This is a genomic window from Micromonospora sp. NPDC048842 (assembly GCF_040649935.1).
Lineage (GTDB): Bacteria > Actinomycetota > Actinomycetes > Mycobacteriales > Micromonosporaceae > Micromonospora > Micromonospora hortensis.
In genome coordinates, this window is record NZ_JBEZGK010000013.1 from 1 (window position 1) to 25,265 (window position 25,265).

The 25,265-nt window shown below is 71.5% G+C and carries 24 protein-coding genes; 7 read left to right on the plus strand and 17 right to left on the minus strand.

Features of this window, described 5'->3' with window-relative positions; genetic code table 11:
• Positions 1-547: 547 nt before the first annotated feature.
• A complete protein-coding gene (locus AB0C19_RS19370) occupies positions 548-1,330 on the plus strand; it encodes a 3-hydroxybutyrate dehydrogenase (RefSeq protein WP_357187071.1) in 783 nt (260 codons plus the stop codon).
• Between the two features lie 14 nt (positions 1,331-1,344).
• The gene (locus tag AB0C19_RS19375; protein ID WP_357187074.1) at positions 1,345-3,264 is read left to right on the plus strand and encodes a helix-turn-helix domain-containing protein; all 1,920 of its coding nucleotides are present in this window, start codon (positions 1,345-1,347) and stop codon (positions 3,262-3,264) included.
• A 93-nt stretch (positions 3,265-3,357) separates the two neighbouring features.
• Here the strand turns inward: AB0C19_RS19375 and AB0C19_RS19380 are convergent, their stop codons facing one another.
• From AB0C19_RS19380 to AB0C19_RS19415, 8 genes are all read right to left on the minus strand, one after another.
• Positions 3,358-3,966 (minus strand): TetR/AcrR family transcriptional regulator, encoded by a 609-nt coding sequence (locus AB0C19_RS19380; RefSeq protein ID WP_357187077.1) that lies wholly within the window; start codon positions 3,964-3,966, stop codon positions 3,358-3,360.
• 11 nt (positions 3,967-3,977) lie between these two features.
• Positions 3,978-5,546 (minus strand): MFS transporter, encoded by a 1,569-nt coding sequence (locus AB0C19_RS19385; RefSeq protein ID WP_357187470.1) that lies wholly within the window; start codon positions 5,544-5,546, stop codon positions 3,978-3,980.
• 84 nt (positions 5,547-5,630) lie between these two features.
• Positions 5,631-6,302 carry a transcriptional regulator gene (locus AB0C19_RS19390; protein WP_357187080.1) on the minus strand — a complete coding sequence of 224 codons (672 nt, stop codon included), beginning with the start codon at positions 6,300-6,302 and terminating at the stop codon, positions 5,631-5,633.
• Positions 6,303-6,381: 79 nt separating this feature from the next.
• Positions 6,382-7,395, minus strand: a complete 1,014-nt coding sequence (locus tag AB0C19_RS19395; RefSeq protein ID WP_112583339.1) for a branched-chain amino acid ABC transporter permease — start codon at positions 7,393-7,395, stop codon at positions 6,382-6,384.
• Entirely contained in the window at positions 7,392-8,273 is an 882-nt protein-coding gene (locus AB0C19_RS19400) for a branched-chain amino acid ABC transporter permease (protein WP_357187083.1), read from the minus strand. Before AB0C19_RS19400 ends, AB0C19_RS19395 begins: the two co-directional genes overlap by 4 nt.
• Before the next feature lie 55 nt (positions 8,274-8,328).
• Entirely contained in the window at positions 8,329-9,567 is a 1,239-nt protein-coding gene (locus AB0C19_RS19405) for an ABC transporter substrate-binding protein (RefSeq protein ID WP_357187473.1), read from the minus strand.
• Positions 9,568-9,630: 63 nt separating this feature from the next.
• Positions 9,631-10,323 carry an ABC transporter ATP-binding protein gene (locus AB0C19_RS19410; RefSeq protein WP_357187086.1) on the minus strand — a complete coding sequence of 231 codons (693 nt, stop codon included), beginning with the start codon at positions 10,321-10,323 and terminating at the stop codon, positions 9,631-9,633.
• Entirely contained in the window at positions 10,310-11,071 is a 762-nt protein-coding gene (locus tag AB0C19_RS19415) for an ABC transporter ATP-binding protein (protein ID WP_091401800.1), read from the minus strand. Before AB0C19_RS19415 ends, AB0C19_RS19410 begins: the two co-directional genes overlap by 14 nt.
• 223 nt (positions 11,072-11,294) lie before the next feature.
• On the opposite strand from AB0C19_RS19415, the gene AB0C19_RS19420 reads away from it, so the two are divergent.
• On the plus strand, positions 11,295-12,152 hold the full coding sequence (locus tag AB0C19_RS19420) for an SPFH domain-containing protein (protein WP_357187090.1): 858 nt from the start codon (positions 11,295-11,297) through the stop codon (positions 12,150-12,152).
• 86 nt (positions 12,153-12,238) lie between these two features.
• Here the strand turns inward: AB0C19_RS19420 and AB0C19_RS19425 are convergent, their stop codons facing one another.
• On the minus strand, positions 12,239-13,615 hold the full coding sequence (locus tag AB0C19_RS19425; RefSeq protein WP_357187093.1) for a permease prefix domain 1-containing protein: 1,377 nt from the start codon (positions 13,613-13,615) through the stop codon (positions 12,239-12,241).
• Positions 13,612-13,977, minus strand: a complete 366-nt coding sequence (locus AB0C19_RS19430; RefSeq protein WP_357187096.1) for a helix-turn-helix transcriptional regulator — start codon at positions 13,975-13,977, stop codon at positions 13,612-13,614. Before AB0C19_RS19430 ends, AB0C19_RS19425 begins: the two co-directional genes overlap by 4 nt.
• 152 nt (positions 13,978-14,129) lie before the next feature.
• Between AB0C19_RS19430 and AB0C19_RS19435 the strand changes: the two genes are divergently transcribed.
• The gene (locus tag AB0C19_RS19435; RefSeq protein ID WP_357187099.1) at positions 14,130-14,417 is read left to right on the plus strand and encodes a hypothetical protein; all 288 of its coding nucleotides are present in this window, start codon (positions 14,130-14,132) and stop codon (positions 14,415-14,417) included.
• 127 nt (positions 14,418-14,544) lie between these two features.
• Positions 14,545-15,294 (plus strand): aminoglycoside phosphotransferase family protein, encoded by a 750-nt coding sequence (locus AB0C19_RS19440; RefSeq protein ID WP_357187102.1) that lies wholly within the window; start codon positions 14,545-14,547, stop codon positions 15,292-15,294.
• A 20-nt stretch (positions 15,295-15,314) separates the two neighbouring features.
• Here the strand turns inward: AB0C19_RS19440 and AB0C19_RS19445 are convergent, their stop codons facing one another.
• The 3 genes from AB0C19_RS19445 to AB0C19_RS19455 all read right to left on the minus strand — a co-directional run bounded on the left by AB0C19_RS19445 (position 15,315) and on the right by AB0C19_RS19455 (position 18,681).
• Positions 15,315-16,490 carry an alcohol dehydrogenase catalytic domain-containing protein gene (locus tag AB0C19_RS19445; protein WP_357187105.1) on the minus strand — a complete coding sequence of 392 codons (1,176 nt, stop codon included), beginning with the start codon at positions 16,488-16,490 and terminating at the stop codon, positions 15,315-15,317.
• A complete protein-coding gene (locus tag AB0C19_RS19450) occupies positions 16,487-17,941 on the minus strand; it encodes an aldehyde dehydrogenase family protein (RefSeq protein WP_357187108.1) in 1,455 nt (484 codons plus the stop codon). Before AB0C19_RS19450 ends, AB0C19_RS19445 begins: the two co-directional genes overlap by 4 nt.
• An 83-nt stretch (positions 17,942-18,024) precedes the next feature.
• Positions 18,025-18,681: a TetR/AcrR family transcriptional regulator C-terminal domain-containing protein gene (locus AB0C19_RS19455; RefSeq protein ID WP_328655112.1), complete on the minus strand. Its 657-nt coding sequence runs from the start codon at positions 18,679-18,681 to the stop codon at positions 18,025-18,027.
• 196 nt (positions 18,682-18,877) lie between these two features.
• Between AB0C19_RS19455 and AB0C19_RS19460 the strand changes: the two genes are divergently transcribed.
• Together AB0C19_RS19460 and AB0C19_RS19465 are read left to right on the plus strand one after the other, a co-directional pair.
• Positions 18,878-20,050 carry an acyl-CoA dehydrogenase family protein gene (locus AB0C19_RS19460; RefSeq protein ID WP_357187112.1) on the plus strand — a complete coding sequence of 391 codons (1,173 nt, stop codon included), beginning with the start codon at positions 18,878-18,880 and terminating at the stop codon, positions 20,048-20,050.
• 88 nt (positions 20,051-20,138) lie between these two features.
• Positions 20,139-20,660, plus strand: coding sequence for a peptidoglycan-binding domain-containing protein (locus tag AB0C19_RS19465; RefSeq protein ID WP_238682991.1), 522 nt, complete (start codon positions 20,139-20,141; stop codon positions 20,658-20,660).
• A 49-nt stretch (positions 20,661-20,709) separates the two neighbouring features.
• Here the strand turns inward: AB0C19_RS19465 and AB0C19_RS19470 are convergent, their stop codons facing one another.
• The 4 genes from AB0C19_RS19470 to AB0C19_RS19485 form a co-directional block, all read right to left on the minus strand.
• Complete coding sequence (locus AB0C19_RS19470; protein ID WP_266303022.1) at positions 20,710-21,747, minus strand: aminotransferase class V-fold PLP-dependent enzyme; 1,038 nt, start codon at positions 21,745-21,747, stop codon at positions 20,710-20,712.
• 61 nt (positions 21,748-21,808) lie between these two features.
• A complete protein-coding gene (locus AB0C19_RS19475; RefSeq protein WP_357187116.1) occupies positions 21,809-22,345 on the minus strand; it encodes a SigE family RNA polymerase sigma factor in 537 nt (178 codons plus the stop codon).
• Positions 22,345-22,953: a permease-like cell division protein FtsX gene (locus AB0C19_RS19480; protein ID WP_357187119.1), complete on the minus strand. Its 609-nt coding sequence runs from the start codon at positions 22,951-22,953 to the stop codon at positions 22,345-22,347. Before AB0C19_RS19480 ends, AB0C19_RS19475 begins: the two co-directional genes overlap by 1 nt.
• 89 nt (positions 22,954-23,042) lie before the next feature.
• Positions 23,043-25,232 (minus strand): FUSC family protein, encoded by a 2,190-nt coding sequence (locus tag AB0C19_RS19485; RefSeq protein ID WP_357187121.1) that lies wholly within the window; start codon positions 25,230-25,232, stop codon positions 23,043-23,045.
• Positions 25,233-25,265 lie beyond the last annotated feature (33 nt).

Here is a 25,265-nt window from a genome sequence, read left to right on the forward strand (position 1 = left end):
GCCTCGCCGCCCTCGCACCCCGCCGCCACGCGCCCCGCGCCCCGCGCCCCGCGCCCCGCGCCCCGCGCCCCGCGCCCCGCGCCAAGATCTCCGCAACATCCCCGATGTTGCTGCCTCCGCCACGTGGGAGACAGCAACATCAGTGACATTGCGCGGATCTTGACGACCAACCCCGCCCTCGAGAAAGCACGACCCGGGTTCGGGGGCCCACGGCCGCCCAAGATCGCGCTCGAACCAGGGTGCAGTGGCCACGAAACACCGAGAAGTCACTACAACCTGGATGCCGCGTGATCTTGCCGCGCAAGGCGCGGCGCGGGGATGGGGCGGTGGCCCGCCGGCGGGAGCGGGCGGCGGCGGGCTGCGAGCGGCGGCGGGCTGCGAGCGGCGGCGGGCGGAGCGGGCGGCAGGGTGCGAGCGGCGGCGGCGGGCGGGCGGCGGACGGCCGGGGTGGGAGCGGGTGGCAGGGCCGAGACCACACAGCATTGGTACGGAGTATGTGTTGCTGGCCCATGTGCCGGGGAGCACACAGCTCGTAACTTCTTGCGCCATGACGGCAGAACCCGTGGTGGTCCCCCACGTCGTGCAGGTCGACCTCTCCGGTCGGACCGCCCTGGTGACAGGGGGCGGCGGCGGTATCGGGCGGGCGTGTGCCCTGCGGCTGGGCGCGGCCGGCGCCAAGGTGCTCGTGGTGGACCGCAACTTGGAGGCGGCCAAGGCGGTGGCCGCCGAGGTCGGTGGCCGGGCCGAGGGCGTGGACCTGTCCGACGCCGCGGCGGTGGATTCACTCGACGTGGACGTGGACATCGTGGTGAACAACGCCGGGCTCCAGCACGTCGCGCCGTTGCAGGACTTTCCCGTCGAGCGGTTCGAGTACATCCAGCGGGTGATGGTGGAGGCGCCGTTCCTGCTGATCCGCCGGGCGCTGCCGCACATGTACGACCGGGGCTGGGGGCGGATCGTCAACATCTCGTCGGTGCACGGGTTGCGTGCCTCGCCGTACAAGGCGGCCTACGTCTCGGCCAAGCACGCCCTGGAGGGGTTGTCGAAGGTGGTCGCGCTGGAGGGCGCGGCGCACGGGGTCACCGCCAACTGCATCAACCCGGCGTACGTGCGTACCGCGCTGGTGGAGAGCCAGATCGCCGACCAGGCTGCCAGTCACGGCATCGACGAGGCCGAGGTGATCGAGAAGATCATGCTGGCGCGGGCCGCGATCAAACGGTTGATCGAGCCGGAGGAGGTGGCCGAGCTGCTGGCGTACCTCTGCTCGCCGCCGGCGGCGTTCATCACCGGGGCGTCGATCGCCCTCGACGGGGGCTGGACGGCCAACTAGTGGGGCTGAGCACAATGTCGACCATGTCTTCGCCGGTGGAGTTCCTGGAGCTGCTCGCCCGAGAGGCCGCGACGGTCGAGTTCGAGGGACCGCTGGTGGCCGCACGGGCCGCCGGGCTGCCGCCGGACCGGCTGGCCGAGCTGGAGCAGGCCAAGTCGGTGGCGTTGCGGGTCCGCGCGCTGCTGGAGCGTCGCCGCCGCCGGGAGAGCGAGCTGTCCGGCCTGTACGACACGGTCAGCGACCTGGCGGGGCTGCGCGATCTGGACGACGTGTTGCGGGCGATCGTGCACCGGGCCCGTCACCTGCTGGGCGCGGACGTGGCGTACATGACGCTCAACGACGACGAACGTGGCGACACCTACATGCGGGTGACCGACGGGTCGGTCTCGGCCCGTTTCCAGCGGCTGCGCCTGCCGATGGGCGCCGGTCTCGGTGGCCTGGTGGCCCAGTCCGGCGCCCCGTACGTCACCGCCAACTACGGCGAGGACGCGCGCTTCCACCACACCGGTGAGATCGACGCCGGGGTGGGCGAGGAGGGTCTGGTGGCGATCCTGGGGGTGCCGCTGCGGCTCGGCTCGACCTCGATCGGGGTGCTGTACGCGGCCAACCGTTCGGCGCGGCCGTTCGTCCGGGAGGAGGTGGCGCTGTTGGTGTCGCTGGCCGCGCACGCCGCGGTGGCGATCGACACCGCCCGGCTGTTGACCGAGACCCGTTCGGCGTTGGCCGAGTTGTCGGCGGCGAACACCACCATCCGGGCGCACAGCAGCTCGGTGGAGCGGGCCGCGGCGGCACACGACCGGATGACGGCGCTGGTGCTTCGCGGCGGCGGCGTGGAGGACGTGGCGGCTGCGGTGACCGAGGTGCTGGGCGGCGCGCTGCTGGCACTGGACGCCGAGGGCCGCCTGCTGGCCCGGGTGGGTGAGATCGAGGAGCCGGACCGCGCGGACATCGTCGAGGCGGTGGCCGCGTCCCGGACCGAGGGGCGCAGCGTACGCCGGGGTCCGCTCTGGTACGCGGCGGTGGTGGCCGGCGCGGAGAACCTGGGTGCCCTGGTGCTGCGCCCGGACGACGAGTTGGTCGACGCCGACCAGCGCATCCTGGAGCGGGCCGCGTTGGTGACGGCGCTGCTGCTGCTGTTCCGCCGGACGGTCGCGGAGGCGGAGGGGCGGGTGCGTGGCGAGTTGCTGGACGACCTGATCGCCCGCCCGCTGCGTGACACCGACGCGCTGCGCAGTCGGGCCCGTCGGCTCGGGGTGGACCTGGACGCGCCGCACGTGCTGGTGGCGGTGGGCGACGACGCGATCGCCGCGACCGGCTCGGCTCGGCAGCGGGTGCTCTCCTGGGCCACCACGTACGCGTCGGCGCGCGGCGGGCTCGCCGCGGCGCGCGACGGCCGGGTGGTGCTGATGTTGCCGGGGTTGGACGCGGGCGGCAGCGCCCGCGCGGTGGCTCGGGACCTGTCCCGGGTGACAGGTCGACCGGTGACCGCCGGGGCGAGTGGCCCGTCGAACACGCCGGCGGCGCTGGCCGGGACGTTCCAGGAGGCGGACCGGTGCCTGACTGCCCTGGGTGCGCTGGGCCGTGCCGGGCAGGGCGCGAGCACAGTGGAGTTGGGCTTCGTCGGGTTGTTGCTGGGCACTGTCGGTGACCGGGGCGAGAAGGACGTGACCGAGTTCCTCAGCGCCACCGTCGGGCCGGTCCTCGACTACGACGCCCGGCGCGGCACGGCTCTGGTGAAGACGCTGGAGGCGTACTTCGGGGTGGGCGGCAGCCTGGCCCGGGCCGCCGAGCAACTGCACGTGCACGTCAACACGGTGACCCAGCGGTTGGAGCGGGTCGGGCAGTTGCTCGGCGTCGACTGGCAGCGGCCCGAGCGGGCGTTGGAGGTGCAGCTCGCGCTGCGCCTGCACCGACTGCGCGCACCGGCCGGCTGACCAGAACCGAGAAGCTGACCGGAGCCGGTCGGCGGCACGAACGCCGCCGACCGACACCAGCGCACACCACAGCCGCCGACCGGGCACCCGGCGTCAGCGGGCCTGGATGCCCTCCAGCACGGCGTCCACTACCCGTTCGGGCAGGGACTGCTCGTCCAAATCAGGGTTCCACTGGAGCACCCGCTGGATCAGCATCGGCCCGGTGAGCAGAGCCATCGTCACCTCGACGTCGATGTCGGAGCGGAGCACCCCCTCGTCGATGCCGCGCCGCAGCACCTCGCGCATCAACTGCCGGCGGGGCGAGATGATGTTCTGGTAGAGCTGGAACTGGTCGGCGCTGCGGTTCACGGCGGGTGCCAGGCAGGGCATGATCTTGGCCGCTCGCGGATCGACGTTCTTGCCGATCGCGCCGACCAGCAGCACCAGGTCGTCGCGGACGGAGTGGCCCGCCGGCTGGGCCAGGACTCCCTTGAGGCGGCGCAACGCGTCCAGCAGCAACGCGTCCTTGCCGGCCCAGCGGCGGTAGATGGTGGCCTTGCCGACCCCGGCGCGGGTGGCGATCGCCTCGATCGAGAGCGCCTCGATGGTGCTGCCCTCGGCGAGCAGGTCGAGGGTGGCCTCGATGATCGCCTCGTCGGCGCGGATGCTCCGCGGTCGACCGGGCGACCGCGGAGCATCGGCAGTGGACGTCATGTCCGCCATCCTCCCCGAACCTATGCCGTGCCGGCCAGCTCAGGCTCGGCGACCGGCGCCGCCGGGGCGACGCTCGTGTCCTCCTTGCCCGGCATCCAGCGCAGCACCACGATGATCCCGAGTGCGGCGATCACCGCGGAGAGCCCGGCCGCCCAGTGCATGGCGGTGACGAAGGCGTCGTTGGCCGCCGAGATCAGCGCCGGCGCCGCCGGCCCGAGCTGGCCCGCCGCCGCGTACGCCCCGGAGATCGACTCGTTGGCCGCGTCCTGGGCCTGCGTGGGCAGACCGGTCAGCGCGTCACCGATGTCGCTGCGGTAGACGGCGGAGAGCACCGAGCCGAGGATGGCCACGCCGAGCGCGCCGGCCACCTGGCGGATGGTGTTGCTGACCGCGGAGCCGACCCCGGCCTTCTCCCTGGGCAGCGCCGACATGATCGACTCGGTGGCCGGCGGCATGATGTTGGCCATCCCGGCGCCCTGGATGAGGAAGACGAGCAGCACGATCCAGATCGGGGTGGAGGCGCCGATGAAGACGAACGCGCCGAGTGACACCACTGTCAGCACCAACCCGACGGTGGCGACGGCCTTGCCACCGTAGCGACGGACCATCGCGGCGCTGCGCGGCGCGAAGACCAACTGGGCGCCGGCGAAGGGCAGGAAGAGCAGACCGGTCTGCAACGGGCTGTAGTCGCGCACCAGTTGCAGGTAGAACGAGCCGAAGAACATCGAGCCCATCGCGGCGAAGAACACCAGGCCGACGATGGCGACCGGCGCGGCGAACCGGGGCACCTTGAACAGTCGGACGTCCAGCGACGGGTGGTCGCTGCGCCGCTCGTGCTGGACGAACCAGGCCAGCACCGCGACGCCGAGCAGGATCGAGCCCCAGGCCACCGGGCGGCCGAAGCCGTGCTCGCCGCCGTCGATGATGCCGTAGGAGAGGGCGACCAGGCCGACCACGGAGAGCAGCACGCCGAGCACGTCGATCCGGCCGGGCCGCGGGTCACGCGATTCGGGGACCAGCAGCGCGACCAGGACCACGCCGGCGACGACCACCGGCACGTTGATCAGGAAGACCGAGCCCCACCAGAAGTGCTCCAGCAGCGCGCCGCCGAGGATCGGGCCGATCGCCACGGCGAGACCGACAGCGCCGGCCCAGACCCCGATGGCCCGACCACGCTCGCGCGGGTCGAAGACGTTGGAGATGATCGACAAGGTCACCGGCATGATGGCCGCGCCGCCGACCCCCATCAGGGCGCGGGCCGCGATGAGCTGTCCGGGGCTCTGGGCGTACGCGGAGAGCAGCGACGCCAGGCCGAACAGAACCAGACCGATCATCAGGAAGCGCTTGCGACCGGCGCGGTCGCCGAGCACTCCGAAGGTGAACAGCAACCCGGCGAAGACGAGCGTGTAGGAGTTGATGGACCACTCCAGCTCGCCCTGGCTGGCGCCGAGGCCGTGCACCGGGTCGGCCAGGGTGCGCAGGGCGACGTTGAGGATCGTGTTGTCGAGGACGACCACGAGGAGGCTGATCACCAGCACCCCCAGGATCGCCCACCGCCTCGGGTGTCCGGTGTTGTTGTGCAGCTCCATGCCTTGCTTTCCCCCCACGCTGATCACCCGCGACGAAATACGATACGGGTCAGACTCGTAACGCGGATCAGCCTACGACGGGTATTAACGATACGGCACCGATCCGTATCGTATGTGGTGGGCATCACGGCCGGGCACGACCGCCAGGCAGGCGTCGACGGCCTCCGTCAACGTCCCGAGACGGACCGCCGGACGGCCGAGCGGCTCGATCCAGCCCGGCCCCGCGCCGTACACCCGCAGGAGCGGAAAGTCCCGGGCGAAGCGCACCAGGCGGTACGCGCGGCCGGTGAGCGGCGTCTGCGACCACAGCACGACGGTGCGCGGACGGGCGCGGTACACCGCGCTGGTGAGCGCGGACCAGGGCAACGCGGGGCCGAGGTTCAGACAGCCGCGGCCCTGCTCGCGCAGCGCGGCGGCGAGCGCCAGCAGACCCAGGCTGTGCGCCTCCTTCTCGGCGCCGGCCAGCAGGACCCCGCCGGTGGGCAGTGACCGGCCCGGCTCCCGGCGATACGCGTCGAACCCGACCCGGACGCCCTCGAAGAGGGCGTGCTCGATGACGATCTCGGCGGCGGTACGCCCCGACAGCCGGGCCAGCAGCGGACGGCAGACCTGCTCCCAGAGCGCCGGCACGCCCCACGCCTCGACCAACTCCAGCACCAGCGTCGCGACGCCGTTGGCGTCCAGGTCCTCGGCCGCCAGCGAAACCTGCTTGTGCGCGATCTCCACGGCCTCCGCCGGCATCGGATCGGTCAGCACCAGACGTACCCCCGGGTAGACGTTCTCTACCCGGGGGTTCGCTCGGAGGGCGCGTGGCGGATGCGCCGTCGTGTGAATTTCAGCGGCGGCGGGCCGCCAGCCGGTGGGCCAGCGCGGCGACGCTGCCCCAGATGCCGCGTCGGAACAGCACCACGACGAGGACGAAGATGCCGCCGGTCACCAGGCCGATCGCTTCGAACCCGGAGAACGACAGCCAGTCCTCCAGCCGGACCACGAGGGCGGCGCCGAGCACCCCACCCCAGAGGGTGCCGATCCCGCCGAGCACCACCACGATGACCGCCTTGCCGGAGGTGGTCCAGTGCAGCACGTCCAGCGAGACGAACCGGTGGCCGACAGCGAACAACCCGCCACCGAGACCAGCGATGAACCCGGAGAGCACGAACGCGGTGAGCTTGTAGCGGTGCACCGGGTAGCCCAGCGCCCGCGCCCGCGCCGGGTTGTCCCGGATGCCGACCAGCACCCGACCGAACGGTGAGTGCACGATCCGCCAGGCGGCGGCGAGCCCGAGCAGCACGATCGGCAGGATCGCGTAGTAGAAGAAGTAGTCGTCGGTGAGGTCGACGCCGAACAGCTCCCGGGGCACCCCCTGGAGGCCGTTCTCGCCCTGCGTCACCGAGCGCCACTCGTTGGCGACGTAGTAGACCATCTGCGCGAAGGCCAGGGTCACCATGGCGAAGTAGATGCCGGTCCGCTTGACCGCCAGGTACCCGATCGGCACCGCCAGCACTGCCGCGGCGAGGGCCCCGGCCAGCACCGCGAGGGGAAACGGCAGGCCGGCGTGGATGGCCACCAGCCCGGTGACGTACGCGGAGGTGCCCCAGAACGCGGCGTGCCCGAAGGACATCAGCCCGGTGAAGCCGAGCAGCAGGTCCACCGCCACGGCGAACAGCGCCCAGCAGAGGATGTCCACAGCGACCGCCGGGTAGAGGCCGTTGGGCAGCCACGCCGCGACGGCCAGGCCGACGGCGAGCAGCGCGTACCGGACCCAGCCGGGGGCCCGGGCCACGGCGATCAGCCCGGACGGTGGCGTCGAGCGGGACGCGTCGGTGGGAGTGTCCACTGTGTTTGTCATGCGGGGGCCTCCTCCCGACCGAACAGGCCGGCCGGGCGCCAGAGCAGCACGCCGGCCATCACCACGAAGACGATCGTCTGCGAGACGAGCGGGAAGTTGGAGAGGTACGCCTCACCCCACGCCTGCACGAGTCCGATGCCGAAGCCGGCGGCGACCGACCCGAAGATCGAGCCCAGCCCGCCGATCACCACCACCGCGAACACCACGATGATCAGGTCGGCGCCCATCAGCGGGTTGACCGCGCGCATCGGCGCGGCCAGCACACCGGCGAGGCCGGCCAGCCCGATGCCGAAGCCGAAGACCGGGGTCACCCACCGCCCGACGTCGATGCCGAAGGCACGGGTCAGGTCCGGCCGTTCGGTGGCCGCACGGACCACCATGCCGATCCGGGTCCGGGTCAGCACCCACCACACCGCGACGCAGAGCAGCACCGCGAAGCCGAGGATGAACACCCGGTACGTCGGGAAGTCGAACAGCCCGAAGTCCACCGACCCGCTCAACAGCGACGGCGTCTCGTACGGGCTGGACTGCACGCCGTAGCGCAGCTTCACCAGGTCCTGGAGGATCAGCGTCAGACCGAAGGTGAGCAGGAAGTTGTAGAGCGGGTCCAGTTTGGTCAGCCGGTGGATGACCGCGCGTTCCAGTGCCATGCCCAGCAGACCCAACCCCACCGGCATGATCACCAGGGCGGCCCAGAACGGCACACCCGCCTCGCTGAGCAGCACGTACGCCCCGAACGCGCCGAGCATGTAGAACGCGCCGTGGGCGAAGTTGACGACTCGCAGCATGCCGAAGATGACAGCGAGCCCGAGGGCGAGCAGGGCGTAGAACGCCCCACTCACCAACCCGTTGAACGTGTTCTGCGCGAATGCGCTCACAGCGTCACACCCGTTCGCGACTGCGGGGCTCGCACAACCGGCTCACTCCTCGCGCTCACAGCTTGCAGTCCGCCGAGGGCGCGCGGAACGCCTCCGCGGCGGGGATCGTCTTGAGCACCTTCACGTAGTCCCACGGCTCGGCGACCTCGGACTGCGGCTTCACCTGGGCCAGGTACGCGTCGTGCACCACCCGGTGGTCCTCGGCGCGGATCTTGCCGTTGCGCAGGAAGACGTCCTCGACAGTCTTGCCCTCCAGGCCCTTGACCACTGCGTCCGCGTCGTCGGTGCCGGCGGCCTGCACCGCCTCCAGGTACTGCAACGCCGCGGAGTAGTTGGCGGCGTGCGCGAAGGTCGGGCGGGTGCCGGCCTTCTGCTGGAAGCGGTCGGCGAACTCCCGGTTCTTCGCGTCGAAGTTCCAGTACCAGGCGTCGGTGTACGTGGTGCCGGCCAGCGCCGCCGGGGTGAGCGAGTGGATGTCGGTGAGGAACATCAGCCCCACCGCCAGGCCGACGCCCTTGTCCCGCAGCTTGAACTCGTTGTACTGCTTCACCACGTTGACCAGCTCCGCGCCGGCCTGCATGGCGCCCAGCACGTCCGGCTTCGGGTTCAGGTTGGGCGCCTTGAGCAGGAAGGTGGAGAAGTCACCACTGGTGTTCGGGAACGGCGCCCCGTCCCTGCCGACGACAGTGCCGCCGGCCGCCGTGATCGCTGCGGAGAAGCTCTTCTCCATGTCCTGACCGAAGGCGTAGTTCGGGTAGAGGATGTACCAGTTCTTGCCGATCTGCTCGGTGGTGGTCCTCCCGGTGCCGTTGGCCAGCATGTAGGTGTCGTACGCGTAGTGGAAGGTGTACTTGTTGCAGCTCTTGCCGGTCAGGTCGGTGGTCGCCGCCCCGATGTTGAAGTAGAGCTTCTTCTTCTCCTTCGCCACGTCGGCGACCTTCAGCGCGGCCGACGAGGTGGGCACGTCCAGGATCAGGTCGACGCCCTTGCGGTCGTACATCTCCTGGGCCTTGGAGTTGGCCACGTCCGGCTTGTTCTGGTGGTCGGCGGTCTCCACAGTGATGTCGGTGGTCACCGCCTTGTCGCCGTACTTCGCTGTGAAGTCGGCGATGGCCATCTCCACCGCCGCCACCGAGTTCTTTCCGGACAACTCCGAGTACGCCCCGGACTGGTCGTTGAGCACGCCCAGCACGATCTTGTCGCCGGTCAGCTTCTGGTCGCCACTCGACTGGGGGCCACCGCCGCCGCACCCGGCGGCCAGCACCACCACGGCCGACGCCGCGGCCACACCCATCGTCCTGCGCATGCCCACTCCATCCATTCCGCGCGGCGTCGCGCGGGTCGTCGTTGAGAAAATTCAGATCCCGAGGTACGCGAGCAGTTCGCGTTCGCGCGACCGCACTTCGGAGTTGTCCATCGCCTCGGCGACCCGGCCCTCGGCCAGCAGGTAGTGCCGGTCGGCGACACCGGTGGCGAAGTGCAGGTTCTGTTCGACAAGCAGCACCGTCACCCCGTGCCGTTTGGCCTCGCGCAGCAGGTCGCCGACCTGCTGCACCAGCAGTGGCGACAGCCCCTCGGTGGGCTCGTCGCAGAGCAGCAGCCGGGCGCCCATCCGCAGCACCCGGGCCAGCGCGAGCATCTGCTGCTCGCCGCCGGAGAGCATGGTGGCCGCCGAGTCCCGTCGGGTGTACAGGGCCGGGAACGCCTCGTACACCCGCTCCAGCGACCACGGGTCGGGGCCGACAGTGGGCGGCAGCGTGAGGTTCTCGGTGACCGTCAACGTGGCGTAGCTGCCCCGGTCGTCGGGCACCCAGCCCAGCCCCAGGCGGGCCCGCTTGTGCGCCGGCAGCCTGGTGATGTCCCGCCCGTCCAACTCCACGGTGCCGCGCTGACCGGAGTGCAGCCCCATCACGCAGCGCAGCAGCGTGGACTTGCCGGCACCATTGCGGCCGACCAGGGTGACCACCTCGCCGGCGGAGACCTCGAGGCTGACGTCGCGCAGCACCTGCGCCTCGCCGTAGTAGGCGGACAGGCTCTCAATGCGCAGCATCGGCGGCTCCCAGGTAGGCGGTGATCACACGCTCGTCGGCGCGGACCTGCTCGTACGGGCCCTCGACGAGGACCTTGCCGGCCTGGAGCACCGTGACGGTGTCGGCGAGACGGCCGACGACGCTCATGTTGTGCTCGACCATCACCACTGTCCGGCCCTGGCGGACCCGACCGATCAGCTCGACGGTGCGGTCGACGTCCTCCAGGCCCATGCCCGCCGTCGGCTCGTCGAGCAGCAGCACCTTCGGGTCCAGCGCCAGCGCGATGGCCAGTTCCAGGGCGCGTTTGCGGCCGTACGCCAGGGACGCCGAGGGGGCGTGCGCCAGCTCGGCCAGCCCCACCATGGCCAGCAGTTCGTCGGCCCGTTCGGTGTAGCGGCCCATCAGCTTCGCCGACCGCCAGAACCGCCAGCCCAGCCCGCTGGGCGACTGCAACGCCAGCGCGACGTGCTCGCGTGCGGACAGTTGGGGGAAGAGGCTGGTGATCTGGAACGAACGGGCCACGCCGAGCCGGGCCACCTGCTCGGGGGGCAGCCCGGTGACGTCGCGCCCGGCCAGCTCGATCCGGCCACCACTGGGTCGCAGGAAGCCGGTGAGCAGGTTGAACAGGGTGGTCTTGCCCGCGCCGTTCGGGCCGACCAGCGCGTGCACGCTGTCCGACGCGACGTCGAGGTCGACGTCGTCGACCGCCCGGAAGCCCCGGAAGTCGCGGGTCAGCCCACGGGCCGACAGGAGCGCTTGCCCGGCCATCGCCTCATCCTCCGCACGTCGCGGCGACGGTCGGTTCGGTGACCGTGGTCACAGGCCCGTCGCGTGGACGAAACCTACGGCGGGCCGCTGGAGTCGAGCCATGTCGATGGGCTCCATATTCGACGGGCGGTTGACGTGCGTGAACTCCACTCCCCCGCGCCGTCGACTTGACCGGACCCCCTAGGTTGATGATCCACACAGCCCACCGGAAGGTCCCCACCCCATGCCCGTCGGCTTCACCATGGCGATCGTCTTCGCCGTCGCCCTGGCGGTCAGCGCCGTCGTCGCTCTCGTCGCCCCCGCACGGCCGCTCAAGCGGATGGCAGCCCTCGCGGCGCTCGGCTTTCTCGCCCTCACGCTGGTGGTCGGCATCGCGTCCAGCGCCCACTCGGTGCCCATCCGATCGGTCGGCATCGTCACCAGCTTCGGCAAGCCCACCGGCGAGGTGACCGGCTCGGGCCTGAAGTGGGTGGCGCCCTGGCAGAAGGTCGGCGAGTGGGACGCGGGCCGCCAGAAGTACGACCACATCGGCGGCAACAACTGCGTACGCGTGCGCACCGGCACCCTCGCCGACGCCTGCGTCGAGGTGCTCGTCGAATGGCAGGTCAAGCCGGAGAACGCGCCGAAGCAGTTCATGGACTACAAGGGCGACTTCGGCAGCTTCCGGGGTCAGCGGGTGGGAGTACAGCTCGACAGCGCGGTCAACGACGCCTTCGCCGCGTACAACCCGCTGGAGAAGATCGACGCCCAGACCGGCGACCTCAACGTCGACCTGAAGCCGTTCGCCGCGAACATCAAGACCAGTGCGGAGACCCGCCTCGCCACCGACGTGGACATCCTGTCGGTGACCATCACCCGGGTGAACCACGACGACAAGACCGAGGGCAACATCAAGGCGTTCCAGGACAAGCTGGCGCAGACCCGCAACCTGGAGCAGGACCGCAAGAACGCCGAGATCTCCAAGCAGATCACCGAGACCAACGCAAAGGTCGACAAGGTGACCCGTTGTCTGGAGATCGCGGAGAAGAACGGCGCGAACCCGGGGCTCTGCATCAACCCGGGCATCGTCACCGGCAAGTGACGCACAAGCCGGCCCACCCACTGCGGGTGGGCCGGCTCAGGCGTCACGGCCCGCCTGGCCGGTACGCGCGGAGGGTCGAGCTTCGCCTAGGCGAAGCTGAACAGCGGCGGGAAGACGAGGACCACGATCCAGGCCCACGCGGCGTACACCGGCAGGTAGCCGGTCTGCCACCGTTCGAGCGTCGCGAACGGCGTACGCCGACGGATGAAGGACAGCAGCAGCCACGCCGACCACGCGAGGTTGACCAGCAGGATCACGTTCTCGCCGAGCGCTGCCGCCCGGTTCGGCGTGCCGCCGTACTCGTCGGTGATACGCCCGGTGATCTCCAGCAGCACCAGCACGTCGATGGCCAACGCACTGACCACCAGCGCGAGTTGGAGTTTGTCGAACGGACCGGGCGGGGCCAGCGGGTCACGGGCCGAGAGTGAGTAGAGCAGCAGCCCCAGCACCACGACCAGCAGAAGGTCGAACAGGAGCAGCGCCTCCCGCTCGACGTCGATGCCGTGGCTGGTCCAGACGACAGCGACGAGGAAGGCGAGCAGGGCGGCGGTGAAGAGCGGGGTGAACAGCCGGGTGAGGACCGGCGCGATGTTCTCGACGACACTCTGCTTGGCCTCGACGAGCCACCCGGCCACCACGACCGCGGCCGCGGCGCCACCGGGCAGCAGCCACTGCGAGATGAACGCCTCCGGGACGATTCCGATGGCCGCGAAGGTGTTGAACAGGAACGCGGAGAGCACGCCGCCGCCGAGGGCCATCAGCACCAGGTAGATGAACCACTCGCCGGTGAACCGGATGAAGTCCATGCGTCGACGGGAGGAGCGCCAGTCGTCGGCGACATAGGCCAGGCCGACCACCAGCCACAGGGCGATGGGCAGGTGGATGCCAGTGACGACCACTGACTGCGAGTCGTCCGCCAGGGGGTAGGCGTTGGCAGCCACGGCGCCGAGGACGAAGAGCACAGCCAGTGCCGCGATCACCGTCCGTCGGGCTCCCCGGCGCCAGGCCAGGTACGCCGCCAGCCAGGGCAGCGCGAACAGTGTGAAGTTGCGCGCGTAGAACGAGCCGTCGTCGGCGAAGCTCAGCCCGAACAGCGCCGGCACCTTGACGGACACCACAGCGCCCGCCGCACAGCCGAGCATGACCCACAGGTCCCGGCGGGAGCGCGTGCCGCCGACCAGGCTGCCGGAGTCGCCGGTCAGCACCAACTGCTTCCATAACCGTTCGGAATGTTCCCTGGCGAACTCGCGGGAGAGGTCGTCGAGGCTGCCCATCCGTTTCACAGCGACCAGGAACGCCTCGTCCGGGCTCAGGCCGGCCGCGACGAGCTGGTCGACGGAGCCACGAAGGTGGTCTTCCAGCTCGTCGGCGTCCACCGCTTGCAGTTCCCGGCGACGCAGCACGTACTGACGCCACTGCTCGAACTGCGCCTCCAACTCCTGCTGCCCGTCGTGCGTCGTCATGCCAGGCCCTCCACCGGGTGCACCGTCAGCGGCACGCGGTCGTGCCAGATCTCCTTGAGCGCGCCCACCACGGTGTCCCACTGCCGACGCTGTTCGGCCAGCTCGGCCAGACCCCGGTCGGTGATGCGGTAGTACTTGCGCTTGCGCTCGCCGGCGACCGCCTGCCAGCTCGACTCCAGGTGACCGAGGCGCTCGAGCCGGTGCAGCAACGGGTAGAGCAGCCCTTCGGTCCAGTCCAGCTCACCCCCGGACAGCTCGTTGATCCGCCTGAGGATGGCGTAGCCGTAGCTCTCGCCCTCAGCCAGGATGCCGAGCACCATCGGCGTCGCCGAGGCGGCGACCAGATCCTTGGCGACCTTCACGGAACCACCCGCTCCCAAACCTAGAGGTACGATGCATAGTACTGCTAGGTATGGCCCACGGCGCAACGCCCCGGGTCGAGAGAGCGCCCGAATCGCCGTTCCGGGCACCTGTGGTGCCGCGAACGGCATGGTCCGGGTTAGCCTTGGCGCATATGGCTACCTTTCGCAGCGCCTCAGTGCTCCTTTCCTCAGACGGCACCAGGACCCCCGGCACCGCCGCGCTCTTCGCCGAGCCGGCCCGTAGGGGCGGGGTTCCGCCCTGGGCGGGTGACTTCCGACCCGCGAACAGCGCCGGCAACGGCCCCAAGAACGCGGTCGGAAAGACCTTCACCTTGGAGCTGCCCGACGGCAGCACCGGCAAGGTCGTCGTCCAGGGCCTCAAGAGCGGCAAGGGCGGCGTCGTGCTGGCGCTGATGGGCGAGGACGCCCCACCCTTCTGACCAGTCGCCCGGCTCTCGTTGCCCGGGTGCCCAGGGTTGGCCCTTCCCGGGTCGACCCAGGGCGCCTGGTCAACCACGCCAGTCGTCCCCGACAAATCGCTGGGATGTCGATGGTCGTGTCGCGACAATGGCCGTTGTGCCGGAGGTCGAAGTCGTCGTCGCCCACCAGGAACGGGCGACCCTGCGCGTAGGCGACGTGTTCCTGAAGATCGACACTGATCCGGGGCGCACCGACGTCGAGGTCGAGGCGATGGCGCTGGCGCCGGTCCCGACCCCCGAGGTTCTCTGGCGCAAGCCGCCAGTGCTCGCGCTCGCCGCGCTGCCCGGAACGGCGCTTGGTCGCCTCGGTGAACCGTCGAGCGCGTCGCCGGCGGCGTGGGCCGCGGCGGGCGCCGCCGCTCGGAAGCTGCACGACGCGCCGCTGCCGCCATGGCCCGGCCGCAGCCGCGACGAGTTGACATCGCAGCTCGACGCCGAGTGCGAGTGGCTCGTCGCCAACGGCGTCCTCCCCACCGACCTGGTCACGCGCAACCGCCAGGTCGCCGAAGCGGCGCTCCGCCCCTGGACCCCGGTATTCACGCACGGCGACCTGCAGATCACCCACGTGTTCGTCGACGGTGACCAGATCACCGGCGTGCTCGACTGGTCCGAGGCGTGCCAGGGCGACGCCCTCTTCGACCTCGCCACCTTGACGCTCGGCCACGAGGAGCACCTCGGCGACGTCCTCGCCGGTTACCGCGCCGACGTCGACCTCGACGTGATCCGCGGGTGGTGGTCCTTGCGAAGCCTGCTGGCGATCCGCTGGCTCGTCGAGCACGGCTTCGACCCGTGGGCACCAGGCTGCGAGGTCGATGTGCTGAGATCGTCGACGCGCTGAGATCGTCGCTCTGACCAGCGTCAGTCCAGGGTGACCACCCAGCGGGCACCCTCGCCCCGCGCCAACCGGTCGAACGCCGCGGGCGCCTCGTCCAACGGAACCGTCCCGCTGACCAGCACGCCCAGATCCAGCGCGCTGTCGGCCAGCTCGGCGGCCAGCACCGGCACCTCCCGGTCCGGATCGGACGAGCCGTACACCGAGGAGCGCAGCGTGCGCGCGGAGTGGAAGATGTCCAGCGCGCCCAGGCTGACCATGTCGTCCTTGGCGCCCATGCCGACCACTGTCACCGCTCCCCCGCGCCGGGTCAGCCGCCAGGCGGCGCGGATGGTGGCGGCCCGACCGACGCACTCGAAGGCATGGTCGACGCCCCGGCTCTCGGTGCGCGCCCGCACCTCCTTGGAGAGCCGGTCGTCGGAGAGCAGGAAGTCGGTCGCCCCGGCGGCGAGCGCCAGGTCCCGCTTCGCCTCGGCGACGTCGATGGCCAGGATCGTCGTGGCACCGGCCCGGCGGGCCGCGCTGAGCACGGCGAGCCCGACCCCACCGAGCCCGACGACAGCGACCGACTCCCCGGGGGCCACCCGGGCGGTGTTCCGGACCGCTCCGACGCCGGTGAGCACGGCACAGCCGAGCAGCGCGGCCTGCTCGGGCGGCAGCCCGGCGGGGATCGGAATGACGGCACGCTCGGGCACCACCACCGCCTCGGCGAGCGCGCCGAGGCCGAGGGTCAGGTGCAGCGGGACCCCGTCGTCGGTCTCGCCGCGCTGCACCGTCGGGGCCGTGGTGTCCGCGCAGAGCCACGGCTCGCCCCGCCGACACCACCAGCAGGCCCGGCAGGCCGGTGCCCAGTTGAGCACTACCGGTGTGCCGACGGCCAGCTGACTTCCCGGCCCGACCTCGGCCACCACACCGGTCGCCTCGTGCCCGAGCACCAGCGGGAACCTCGCGGCGAGGGTGCCGTTGACCATTGACAGATCGGAGTGGCAGACACCGGCCGCCCTGATCGTCACCCGCACCTCGCCGGGGCCGGGCGCGGGCAGGCGTACCCGCTCGACCCGCAGCTCGGCGCCGGACCCGCGCGCGACCAGCGCGCGGACGATGACCGGCGCGGACGCCGGCTCGGCGCCACCACCCGGTGCGGCCGGGGGCAGCTCGGTGCGGCCTGTGGCCGCGGTCGGGGACAGCTCGGGATCGGTCATCGCTGGATCGCCTTCAGCTCGCAGAACTCGTCCAGCCCGTGCATGCCCAACTCCCGGCCCAGGCCGGACTGCTTGTAGCCGCCGAACGGGGCGAGCGGGTTGAACGGCGCACCGTTGATGTCGACGGCGCCGGTGCGCAGTCGCCGGGCCACCGCGAGCGCCGCGTCGGTGTCGGCGGACCAGACCGCGCCGGCCAGCCCGTACTTCGAGTTGTTGGCGATGGCGACCGCCTCGTCGGTGTCGGCGAACGGGATGACGGCGAGCACCGGGCCGAAGACCTCCTCCTGGGCGAGCGCGCTGTCGGGGTGCACGTCGGCGAAGACGGTCGGGGCGACGAAGTGCCCTCGGGTCGGCACCGGGGCGTCGGGCCCGCCGGCGACCAGCCGGGCGCCGTCGGCGAGGGCCCGGTCGATGTGGCCACGCACCCGCTCGGCCTGGGCGGCGGAGACCAACGGGCCGAGCCGGGTCGCCGGGTCGAACGGGTCGCCGAGGCGGTAGCCGGCCACCGCCGTGGCGATCAGGTGCAGGGCTTCGTCGTACCGGTCGCTGTGCACCAGCATCCGGGTCCAGGCGGTGCAGGTCTGCCCGGAGTTGAGCAGGGCGTTGCCGACGCCCACCTTGACGGCGGTGGCCAGGTCGGCGTCGGGGAGGATCACGTTGGCGGACTTGCCGCCCAACTCCAACGCGACCCGGGCGATCCGGTCGGCGGCGAGCCGCATGATCCGCGTACCGGTGGCGGTGGAGCCGGTGAAGGAGACCAGGTCGACGTCGGGGTGCCCGGCGAGCGCCTCACCGACCACCGGCCCGGTGCCGGGGACCACGTTGAGCACGCCCGGCGGCAGGCCGGCTTCGGTGACCGCGTCGAAGAGCAGGTACGCGGTCAACGGGGTCAGCTCGCTGGGTTTGAGCACCACGGTGCAGCCGGCGGCCAGGGCGGGTGCGAGCTTCGCCATCACCTGGTGCAGTGGGTAGTTCCACGGGGTGATCGCGCCGACCACGCCGATCGGCTCGCGGACGACGAGGGAGTTGCCGATGCTCTCCTCGACCGGCGCGCGGGCGGCGAGCGCGACGTGGTCGCGCAGCACCGTCAGTGGGAGCCCGACCTGCACCCGGGTGGCGAGCTTGAGCGGCGAGCCCAGCTCCACGGCGATGGTGCGGGCGAGGTCGTCGGCGCGGGCGGTGAGCGCCGCGTGCAGCCGGTCGAGGTGGGCGGAGCGCTCGGCGGGGGTCGCGGCCGACCAGCCGGGGAACGCGGCCCGGGCCGCGGCCACGGCGCGATCCACGTCGGCCGGGGTGCCGGCCGGCACCTGCCCGATCAGCTCCCCGGTGCTCGGGTTCTCCACGTCGATGAGACCGGCGTCGGCGGGAGGCGTCCACTCCCCGCCGACGTGCAGGTGGCGTCGGAGGCGCAGGGAGTCGGGTAACAGCGACGGCGGGGCGGCGAGGTCCATGTCGTCCCTTCGAGGGCGGGCGATGGGCGATGGCGGCGGGGGGGTCGTGACGGGCGATGAAACTAGCGCTGGGAGTTTGGACGCTACCCGTTGGGCCGGGCGGACTCCACAGTCTCGACGGTGCGGGTGTACTCGGCGGCCAGACCGTGCAGCAGGGCGTCCAGGCCGAGGGCGAAGGCGCCCTCGTCCACGCTCTGCTGGTGTTCGGCGAGCCGGTGGGCCTGGCGCAGGTGCGGGTAGTGCGCCGCGTACAGCTCCGGGTCCTCGACGAAACCGCGGGCGAACGAGCCGAGCGCCGACCCGGCCACGAAGTAACGCAGCGCCGCGCCGATGTGGGTGGCGCGGGCCGGCGGCCAACCGGCCCGGACCAGCCCGCCGTAGACCGCGTCGGCCATGGCGAGGGCTGCCGGTCGACGACCCGGCCCCTGCGCCAGGTACGGCACGATGTTCGGGTGCGCGGTGAGCGCCCGCCGGTACGACCAGGCCCAGTCCCGCAGCGCGGTGAGCCAGTCCCGGCTGGCGAAGCCGCTGGTGTCGACGGCACCGGTGACCGTGTCGGCGACCGCGTCGAGGATCTCGTCCTTGGTGGCGAAGTGGTTGTAGAGCGAGGGGCCCTGTACGCCGAGCGCGGCGGCGAGTCGGCGGGTGGAGAGCGCGCCGAGCCCGTCGGCGTCGATCAGCGCGAGCGCCGTCTCGACGATCCGGTCGCGGGTGAGCAGAGGCCGTCGAGGTCGGGGCACGTCAGAACTCCTCGGTCTGCGGTGTCCCTCCCCGTGGGAACCACCTGTTCACGCACCCTATCGGGGACCGAGTGCGGGCAGGCGTCACCACGTCGGCCGGAGAAGGGGTCTGGACGAATGAAAACTTACACCGCTAGTTTATGAGGGACCGCCACGGCCCGTGGCGGCGCACCACCACGCCGACCGAGGGGGAACCGTGGACTTCGCACTGTCCGACGAGGAACGCGCCGTCCGAGACACCGTGCGCGCGTTCATCACCCGCGAGGTGATGCCCCTGGAAGCGGAGGTGCTCCGCCGGGAACGGGCGCACCAGCCGGGCCTCGACCACTCCGAGGTGCGCGAACTGCAACTCAAGGCACGCAAGTTCGGCTTCTGGGGCCTGGCCACCCCCGAGGAGTACGGCGGAATGAACCTGCCTGCCGTACTCCAGTCGTTGATCTGGACCGAGCTGGGCCGCACGTTCGTGCCGTTCCGGTTCGGCGGCGAGGCGGACAACATCCTGTTTCACGCCACCGAGGAGCAGAAGCAGGAGTTCCTCATCCCGACCATCGAGGGCGAGCGACGCTCCTGCTTCGCGATCACCGAGCCGGGCGCCGGATCCGACGCGGCAAACATCCGGCTGTCCGCCCGCCGTGACGGCGACGACTGGATCCTCGACGGCGAGAAGACCTTCATCACCGGCGGTCACGACGCCGACTTCGCCATCGTGGTCGCCGTGACCGACCGGGAGAAGGGCGCCCGCAAGGGCGGCGCCACAGCGTTCCTGGTGGACCGGTCGATGGGCTGGCGCTCGGAGTTCATCCAGACGATGGGCGAGGGCGGGCCCGCGTCGCTCATCTTCGACGGCGTACGCGTGCCGCACCGCAACATCCTCGGTGAGATCGGGCAGGGCTTCACGCTCGGCATGGAGTGGATCGGCAAGGGGCGCTACACCATCCCGTCGCACGCCATCGGCATCGCCGAGCGGGTGTTGCAGATGGCCATCGAGTACGCCAACACCCGGGAGACCTTCGGCACGAAGATCGGCGCCAACCAGGCCATCCAGTGGATGATCGCCGACTCCGAGACGGAGTTGGAGGCGGCCCGCTGGCTGGTGCTGCGCTCGGCGTGGACTGTCGACGCGGGCCTGGACCCCCGGCACGCCTCGTCGATGGGCAAGCTCTACGGCGCCGGCATGGTCAACCGGGTGGTCGACCGGGTGCTCCAGATCCACGGCGGCATGGGCTACACCCGGGAGCTGCCGATCGAACGTTGGTACCGGCAGGTCCGGCTGTACCGGATCTTCGAGGGCACCGACGAGATGCAGCGGCTGATCATCTCGCGGGACCTACTGCGCGGCTACACGAAGATCGGTGGCCACCTGGCCTGACGTCGAATGTCCGCCCGTCGTGAACAAAGTAGGTCCGCCGGCCATCTACCCCCATGACAGCTGCCACTCAGCAAAAGGGGGATGTTCCATGCACCTACGAATCAGGGCCGTGGCGACGGCGATCGTCGTCGCCACGGTCGGCGCCATCGCCATCCCGGCCGCGCCGGCCTCGGCCAACGTCAGCCAGGGGTACGTCGCGGGCTCGGGCACCTGGACCGACGACTGGAACGACGAAGGGCCCATCTCCGCGTCGACCCGGTCGTACAACAACGTCGTCGCCATGTGGCAGAAGATCCTGGTTGCCGACGGTTACCTTGCCGCCTCCGGCGTCGATTGCAGGTTCGGTGCGGTGACGACGGCCGCCACCAGGCGGTGGCAGAGCGACAGGGGCCTCGTGAGCGACGGCGTCGTCGGTCCCAAGACCCTAGCCAGGGCAGCAACCCGCCTCAGCACGTACGAGGGCGACAGCTGGTTCTACTACGACGGGCTCGGCAGCAACTTCATCTACTTCGGGCGCCTCGCCAACGGCACGTGGGACATGAGCCTCGGGGTCGACCTGGAGTGGCGACCCCTCTCGTACACCGCGGCGACCTTCGGCGTCTGCTCCTGATGCCGCTGAGGACGGCCGGCCGCGCGGCCGGCCGTACTCGGCGCCGGGTTCAGCCGGTCAACGCCGTGAGCGCGGCGTCCACGTCGGCCTCGGTGGAGTAGATGTGGAACGAGGCCCGGACCCGTCCGGCGCGCACAGCCGCCCGGATGCCGGCCGCCGCCAGGCGCTGCTCCGCGTCCGGCACGTCCACGCTGACGATGGCGCTCTCCCCCGGCGCCCGGCCCAGCCCGGTCAGGAACCGGTTGGCCAGCGCCACGTTGTGCGCCCCGATCGCCGACACGCCGATCTCGGCGACCACCTCCAGGGCGGGTGTCGCCCCGACCCAGCTGAACCAGGCCGGTGAGATGTCGAACCGGCGGGCGTCGTCGGCCAGCCGCAGCGGCGGGCCGTAGTAGGAGGCGTGCGGGTCGCGACCCGCGTACCAGCCCGCCGCGTCGGGGCGCAGCCGCTCACGCAACCCGGGGGCCAGATAGGCGTACGCGGTCCCGCGAGGATTCATCAGCCACTTGTAGCCGCCCACCGCCACCACGTCGGCCCGGCTGCCGTCGAACGGCAGCCAGCCGCACGCCTGGGTCGCGTCCACCGCCACCAGCGCGTCGTGCGCGCGGGCCGCGGCCACGATCTCGTCGTACGCCGCGACCGCCCCGTCGGCCGACTGGACCAGGCTGAACGCCACCAGGTCGGTATCGGCATCGATGGCGTCGACCAGCGACTCCAACGGCACCGTGCGGACCGTGACGCCACGCTCCTCCTGCACCAGCCAGGGGAAGAGGTTCGAGGTGAACTCGACCTCGGGGACCACCACAGTGGCACCGGCCGGCAGCGCCGCCGCGACCGGCGCGAGGAGCTGCGACACCGCCGCGCCGACCGCCACGTCACCGACCGGCACCCCGATCAGGTCGGCGAACGCCGCACGGGACCGGTGCACCGACTCGCCCCAGCCCTCCCACGACGTCCGACCAACCCGCCAGGCCGCGAGAGCCTCCTGCAACGCCGCCCACGCCGGCTCCGGCGGCAACCCGTAGCTGGCGGTGTTCAACCAGCCAGGCTCCGGCTGCCACAGCTTCTGCGCCTGCTCGATCTCCATGCCGTCGACGCTAGGCCGAACGACGCGCGACGGGCACTGCCAATCGGCGATCGGCGGCCTGTCAGATGCGGACGAAGTCCTGACCGAGCAACGCCCGCAGCCTGGTCAACGCGCGGGCGTTCTGCATCTTGACCACCGACACGGAGACGTCGAGGGTGCTGGCGACCGCCTCCACGCTCTGATCCTCCCAGTGCCGGAGCACCACGATGGCCTGGTCACGGATCGGCAGGGTGGCCAACGCCTGGAGCAGGGCGACGTGCAGCTCCGTGGTGTCGTCGGGCCGTTGCGGCGGCCCCTCCGGCAGCTCGGCGAGCACGACCTCAGCGGCGCTGCGCCGCTTGTTCTGGTCGAAGACCGTGTTCATGAGGACCCGACGGCTGTACGCCTCGAGGTTCGCGGTGTGCCGGATCCGGCCCCAGTTCGCATACATCTTCGCGAAGGTGGTCTGGGTCAGGTCCTGGGCGAGGTGCCAGTCGCGACACATCAGGTAGGCGGTACGCCGCAGCCTCGGTGCGGCGGTCTCGACGAAGGCGGTGAACTCCACCTGCCGGGCGGTCTGCTCACGCCGTCGAGCCGCGCCCCAGCGGGCAGCCGCCATCAGTCGACCGCCGACGCGCTGGTGCCGGCCGGGCAGTCGATGCCGATGACCTCGTCGACCCCGAGCGTGCGTTTGACGCGCTCCGCCAGCTCCGCGTACCGAGTCCGCACCACGAACGTGATCCGGAACGACTCCGGCAGTTGGCTGGGCACGATGTGGTCGACGAGTTCGGGTGTGTCCGCGTACACAGTCTTGAGCTTCTTCAGCGCTTCTTCGCGGCTCTGAAACACCACGGTCGCGACCGCCGGGTCCGCGTCCAGCACGTGCTTGACCACGCCGCGCTGCTGATCGGTGATCTCGGGAGCGAGGTAGACCGCGGCGTCGGTCGCGGTCTCGTCAGCGGGGGCCTGGCACTCCCTGTTCACGAGCATGCCGAACGCCGCCGGCACCGTCGGTGGCGGCGCCGACCGCTGCGGCGGTGTCGCCACGTTCACCACCCCCACCGCCGCGACGGCGACCACGGCGGCGGCACCTGCCGCCACCAGCCGTTGTCGGCGTCGACGCAGGCCGGTGCCGACGGCCACCGCGTCACCGACCAGGTCGTCAAGGGGTAGTTCCGGCTCGTCGGCGACAGCGCGGTCGAAGAGCACCCGCAGGTTCTGATCCATGTTTCCTCCCGTGGCCCCCGGTGGGCTCCCACAGGTGTTGACTGGTTGGCCCACCGGATCGGTCACATCGACGCCGCACGGCACCGGCCTCACCGCTTCCGGCGGCGCCCGATCGACTCGTCGGCAGTGGGCAGGGGGATCCGGGCGAGGCTGTCGGCGAGGCCTGCGAGCCACCTGTCGACCTCCACCAGGTGCCGGACCGACTGATGGTCGGCCTCGCCGAGGAGCGGACGGATCCGGTCCAGTTGGTCGACGCAGGTGCTCGAGACCGGCGCCCGGTGCGATGTCCGGCTGTGGGCGACCTCGTCGGCGAGGGCGTCGTACGCCGATCGCAGGCGCCCGGCGGAGTCCCGCAGCAGTGCCGCCGCCCCGGGCCAGCCGGCGAGGCAGCCGGGAGGGTTGCGGCGCAGCAGCGACTCCGCGCCGGGCACGACGTGGTGCCCGGCGCTCAGCACGGCGTCCCAGTTCACCTGTTGACGGTGCGGATCGTGCCGCTCCGAGTGGTACTGGCAGTACGACGAGTCGATCAGGACCATCCGGCGACGGACCCGGGCGAGGGCACGCGCGGGTGGCGGGGCATCGCCGAGCATCGACTGGACCGTCTCTTCGACAGCGTCCGCGCTGGCCGCCAGGTAGCGGGTGGCGTTGTGCCGCAGGTCGTGGCCCGCACCGCGCGGCCAGATCGCCACCCCGGCGAGCACGCCGATCACCGCGCCGAGCAGCACGTCGACGAGGCGGGCCTCGGCGAGCCGCCACCCCTCCGGGCTGAGCTGGGCGAAGACGACTGTCAGCAGCAGTGTGAACAGCGCCTGCTGCCACACCGGACCGAGTATGCGGCCGACGCCGAAGGCCAGCAGCAGGGTGATCGGCAGGACGATGGCGTACACGATCGGCTCGTCGACGACGAGCATCACCCCGCCGCTGACGACCGCACCGATGATCGTGCCCAGCACTGCCGGCCGCAGCGCCGTGCGGGTGTCGGCGGCCGACGTGCGCAGGACCGTGAGGGTGGCCAGCAGCACCCAGAAGCCGTGGGTCAGCTGCAACACCCCGGCGGCCACCCGGGCGATGGCGAGCGCCACTGCCAGCCGCAGCGAGCTGTGCAGGTGGGCCGAGCGCGGCGCCAGGTGGGAGCGAAACTGCCACCAGTACAGCATCCACGGGCTGCGCCGGGCGTACGCGAACAGCTCCGAGGAGGCGTCGTCGCCGCCGAGCCGCGCCCCGGTGGCCACCCGGGAACCGACGACGAAGACCCGCACCTGGTCCGCGAGGGCCAGCGCGGTCGCGTCCCGGCACAACCGGGGTACGTCCGGCACGTAGCGGACCTGATCGGATCCCACCGGGTACGCCGCCTCGGCTCGTCCGACAGCCACGTCCACGTTGGCCGGGGCCGCCGCCGGGGCACCCGGTGACAGGCTCCGGCCGGCCGCGCGGGTGGTGTCCGCGCACGAGCGCAGCAGACGCGCCGCCGCCAGGTCCGGGATCGGCTCCGGCGGGGCGTCCGCCGCCAACCGGTTCGCCTCGGCGAGCACCTCCCGTAACGCGGCAGCGCAGATCCGCAACGCCCGATCCTGAGCGCCCGCAGCGGTGGGCGCCCACGCCGGAGGGCTGCGGTTCAGCTCGATGGCCGCCACCACGTCGTACGCCCGCTCGCGCCGCCCGTCCCGATCACCCCCAGCGGCGTGCGGGTCGGTCAACCGCTCGGCGGCGGCGTCGAGGAAGGCGGCGACGCCGTCCGCCGCGTCGGCCAGGCGCTGCCGGTACGAGACCGGCACCGGGTCGGGCCAGAGAAACACCTCGGCCGCGGCGAGCAGCACGACGGCGAGGGTCACCCCGCCGAGTCGCTCCGGCAGGGTGCCCGGCTGGTACGGCGGGAACGACGCCAGGATGTAGAAGAGCTGGAACGCGCTGGCCAACCCCACCAGGCGCGGGTTGCCGACCCCGGCGAACGCCACCACGAACCCGACGACCAGCATGCCACCGGCGGCCGCCCAGGTGCTCCACGCCAGCAGCGAGCCCGCCGCGATCAGCGCCCACACCACCGGCAGCGACAGCACGAGGATCCGCGCCCGTTGCGGCGCCGGACCAGGTAGCTGCGCGAACGACCCGGCGGCGATCGCGCCGAACAACCCGTACGTGGCGAGCGTCGAGCTGCCCGCGCCGTACCGGCAGCCGTAGAAGACGACTGACGCGACGAGCGTCAGCCGGGCCGCGCGTCGCAGGATGGCGTCGCCCGGGTCACGGCGGCGAAGCCGGCCAAGGAGGCTGGTTCCGAGCACTCCCGCTCCCCCGGTTCGTCGCAGCGCCCCTCC

Coding starts and splice junctions, on each gene's coding strand:
- AB0C19_RS19445 (WP_357187105.1), bottom strand. CDS start 16,490: ATGACCGATCCCGAGCTGTCCCCGACCGCGGCCACAGGCCGCACCGAG.
- AB0C19_RS19470 (WP_266303022.1), bottom strand. CDS start 21,747: ATGGAGATCGAGCAGGCGCAGAAGCTGTGGCAGCCGGAGCCTGGCTGG.
- AB0C19_RS19415 (WP_091401800.1), bottom strand. CDS start 11,071: ATGGCCGGGCAAGCGCTCCTGTCGGCCCGTGGGCTGACCCGCGACTTC.
- AB0C19_RS19480 (WP_357187119.1), bottom strand. CDS start 22,953: ATGGATCAGAACCTGCGGGTGCTCTTCGACCGCGCTGTCGCCGACGAG.
- AB0C19_RS19375 (WP_357187074.1), top strand. CDS start 1,345: ATGTCGACCATGTCTTCGCCGGTGGAGTTCCTGGAGCTGCTCGCCCGA.
- AB0C19_RS19435 (WP_357187099.1), top strand. CDS start 14,130: ATGGCTACCTTTCGCAGCGCCTCAGTGCTCCTTTCCTCAGACGGCACC.
- AB0C19_RS19420 (WP_357187090.1), top strand. CDS start 11,295: ATGCCCGTCGGCTTCACCATGGCGATCGTCTTCGCCGTCGCCCTGGCG.
- AB0C19_RS19475 (WP_357187116.1), bottom strand. CDS start 22,345: ATGGCGGCTGCCCGCTGGGGCGCGGCTCGACGGCGTGAGCAGACCGCC.
- AB0C19_RS19380 (WP_357187077.1), bottom strand. CDS start 3,966: ATGGCGGACATGACGTCCACTGCCGATGCTCCGCGGTCGCCCGGTCGA.
- AB0C19_RS19395 (WP_112583339.1), bottom strand. CDS start 7,395: ATGACAAACACAGTGGACACTCCCACCGACGCGTCCCGCTCGACGCCA.
- AB0C19_RS19425 (WP_357187093.1), bottom strand. CDS start 13,615: ATGACGACGCACGACGGGCAGCAGGAGTTGGAGGCGCAGTTCGAGCAG.
- AB0C19_RS19385 (WP_357187470.1), bottom strand. CDS start 5,546: ATGGAGCTGCACAACAACACCGGACACCCGAGGCGGTGGGCGATCCTG.
- AB0C19_RS19410 (WP_357187086.1), bottom strand. CDS start 10,323: ATGCTGCGCATTGAGAGCCTGTCCGCCTACTACGGCGAGGCGCAGGTG.
- AB0C19_RS19465 (WP_238682991.1), top strand. CDS start 20,139: ATGCACCTACGAATCAGGGCCGTGGCGACGGCGATCGTCGTCGCCACG.
- AB0C19_RS19450 (WP_357187108.1), bottom strand. CDS start 17,941: ATGGACCTCGCCGCCCCGCCGTCGCTGTTACCCGACTCCCTGCGCCTC.
- AB0C19_RS19370 (WP_357187071.1), top strand. CDS start 548: ATGACGGCAGAACCCGTGGTGGTCCCCCACGTCGTGCAGGTCGACCTC.
- AB0C19_RS19405 (WP_357187473.1), bottom strand. CDS start 9,567: ATGGGTGTGGCCGCGGCGTCGGCCGTGGTGGTGCTGGCCGCCGGGTGC.
- AB0C19_RS19440 (WP_357187102.1), top strand. CDS start 14,545: ATGGCCGTTGTGCCGGAGGTCGAAGTCGTCGTCGCCCACCAGGAACGG.